General features: G+C 67.1%; 3 protein-coding genes and 1 pseudogene. All 4 read left to right on the top strand.

The features are described 5' to 3' along the window. Positions 1-779 (top strand): annotated as a pseudogene (gene minD, locus K0M70_RS11760) (septum site-determining protein MinD); the annotation flags it as partial. A gap of 3 nt (positions 780-782) precedes the next feature. Beyond that, on the top strand, positions 783-1052 hold the full coding sequence (gene minE, locus K0M70_RS11755; RefSeq protein WP_290782132.1) for a cell division topological specificity factor MinE: 270 nt from the start codon (positions 783-785) through the stop codon (positions 1050-1052). Between the two features lie 3 nt (positions 1053-1055). Next, positions 1056-1511: a hypothetical protein gene (locus tag K0M70_RS11750; RefSeq protein WP_290782129.1), complete on the top strand. Its 456-nt coding sequence runs from the start codon at positions 1056-1058 to the stop codon at positions 1509-1511. Between the two features lie 119 nt (positions 1512-1630). Further along, positions 1631-2623 carry an OmpA family protein gene (locus K0M70_RS11745; RefSeq protein ID WP_290782126.1) on the top strand — a complete coding sequence of 331 codons (993 nt, stop codon included), beginning with the start codon at positions 1631-1633 and terminating at the stop codon, positions 2621-2623. The last annotated feature ends 74 nt before the right edge of the window (positions 2624-2697 follow it).

Raw genomic sequence — 2697 nt, 5'->3', positions numbered from 1 at the left:
AGGGCGGCGTCGGCAAGACCACCACCAGCGCCAGCATCGCCTGCGGCCTGGCCAGGGCCGGCAAGAAAACCGTCGTGATCGACTTCGACGTCGGCCTGCGCAACCTCGACCTGATCATGGGCTGCGAACGCCGGGTCGTTTAAGACTTCGTGAACGTGGTGAACGACGAGGCCAACCTCAAGCAGGCCCTGATCAAGGACAAGCGCTTCGACAACCTGTTCGTGCTGGCCGCTTCCCAGACCCGCGACAAGGATTCGCTGACCAAGGAAGGCGTCGAAAAAGTGCTCAACGGCCTGGTCGAGGAAGGCTTCGACTTCATCCTGTGCGATTCGCCGGCCGGCATCGAAAAGGGCGCGTTCCTGGCGATGTACTTCGCCGACCGCGCCGTGGTGGTGGTGAACCCGGAAGTGAGCTCGGTGCGCGACTCCGACCGCATCCTGGGGCTGCTGGCCAGCAAGACCCGCAAGGCCGAGAACGGCGAGCGCGTGAAGGAGCACCTGCTTCTTACCCGCTACAGCCCCAAGCGGGTGGAGACCGGCGACATGCTGTCGATCGCCGACGTGCAGGAAATCCTGGGCCTGGACGTGGTGGGCGTCATCCCCGAATCACCCGAAGTGCTGCAGAGCTCGAACGCCGGCGTGCCGGTGATCCTGGACGAGAATTCGCCCGCCGGGCAGGCCTACACCGACGCCGTCGCGCGCATCCTGGGCGAAGACCGCCCGATGCGCTTCACCACCGTCGAGAAGAAGGGTTTCTTCTCAAAGATGTTCGGGGGTTGAACCATGGGTATCTTCGACTTCCTCAACCCGGGTAAGAAAAACAGCGCCAACGTCGCCAAGAACCGCCTGCAGATCCTGATCCAGCAGGAACGTTCGATGCGCGGCGCGCCCGACTACCTGCCAATGCTGCAGCGCGAGCTGCTGGAAGTGATCCGCAAGTACATCAACGTGGACTCGGACGCGGTGAAGGTGGGCATGCACAAGGACGGCGACAGCGAGCTGCTGGACATCTCGGTGGCGCTGCCCGACAAGGCCAGCCCCGCCAGCAACTGAGCCATGCTGACCCTGGCCGACATCGGCTTCGATGCGGCCGGGGACCTGCTTTCCCGGCACGGCCTGGCGCTGTCCCGCGTGCCCGACGGGCAGGCGATACCGGGCAGTTTCTGGGGCGACTGCGAGGCCGGGCTGATCGGCTGCACGGTGTATGCCCGCGCCGACACGCCGGTGCATTCGCTGCTGCATGAAGCCAGCCACCTGATCGTTATGCCGCCGGAGCGGCGTGCCGCCGTGCACACCGACGCCACCGACTCGGTTCCCGAGGAGGACGCCGCCTGCTACCTGCAGATCCTGCTGGCCGATGCCCTGCCCGGCGTGGGCCGCGACCGCCTGTTGGCGGACATGGACGCCTGGGGCTACAGCTTCCGGCTGGGCTCGGCGCGCGCCTGGTTCGAAGGCGATGCCGAGGATGCGCGGGCGTTCCTGGCGACCCGGGGCCTGGTCGCCGGAGCTTGAACCGCCGGCGCCCGCCCCGGGCAGGCACGGGGGCGGACCCCGCGATGGCCGGGATCGGTAGCTGAAACGCGTTATGTTGGCATCGCGTCCGGATAGCCGGCGCCCTCCCGGAGACCACCATGACCCACTATCGCGCCACTTCATGGCTCACTTGCCTGCTGGCCACGCTGCTTCTTTCGACCGCTGCCCTGGCCCAGACCGCCCTGCCGCCCGACGCTCCCGGCGGCAAGGACCATCCCCTGGTGGGCCGCTATGAGGGCTCGCGTCTTATGGCCTACACGCAGAAGGACTTCGACAGCAAGTCCCTGCTCAGCAGCACGCTCACGCGCGCGGCCAACTACAGGCTGGCGCCGTCCAACACCGTCACCGTCGAGGGCCGCTACACCCACATCGCCTACGAGGCGCCGCTGGGCCGCTCGTCGCTGGAAGTGTTCCGCAACCAGGTTGGCCGCCTGACCGGCCAGGGTTTCCGCACGGTGTTCACCTGCGAGGAAGCCGGCTGCGTGGACGACCCCAAGAGGGCCTACAACATGTCCCTGAGCTGGAGCGACACCGGCGAACACAAGATCGGCGCCGACCGCAAGATCCGCTACGCCCTGCTTGAGCGCGACCAGGCCGGCGCCATCACCACCGTCGCCATCCGCACGGCCGAACACGGCTCGCCCAAGGTCGGCCCGCGCAGCGTGATCTCGGTGGTCGAATCCAAGGCCATGGAAACCGACAAGATCGTGTTCGTGGACGCCTCCGCCATGCAGGCCTCCATCGACACCAGCGGCCGGGTGGCGCTTTACGGCATCCTTTTCGACACCGACAAGGCGGACATCAAGCCCGAGTCCAAGGCCACCCTGGCGGAGATCGCCAAGTTCCTGCGCGCCAACCCCTCGCTGAAGCTGGTGGTGGCCGGGCATACCGATTCGCAGGGTGCGTTCGACTACAACGTCAGCCTTTCCAGCCGCCGCGCCGCCGCCGTGGTTTCGGCGCTGGTGGGGCAGCACGGCATCGCCGCCGCGCGACTGACGGCGTTCGGCGCCGGCATGGCGGCCCCCGTGGCCAGCAACGACGATGAAGCCGGCCGCAGCAAGAACCGTCGCGTCGAGCTGGTCAAGCGCTGAGCCCGGCCAATTTGGGGGGGGGGCGCCCCCCCAAAAACCCCAACCCCCCCACAAAAAAAAAAAAACCCCCCCCC

Origin of the sequence: Arenimonas sp. (assembly GCF_019459675.1) — a bacterium.
Taxonomy (GTDB): domain Bacteria; phylum Pseudomonadota; class Gammaproteobacteria; order Xanthomonadales; family Xanthomonadaceae; genus Arenimonas.
The sequence above is the reverse complement of the archived record's forward strand: the minus strand, read 5'-3'. Positions and strand labels throughout refer to the sequence as shown.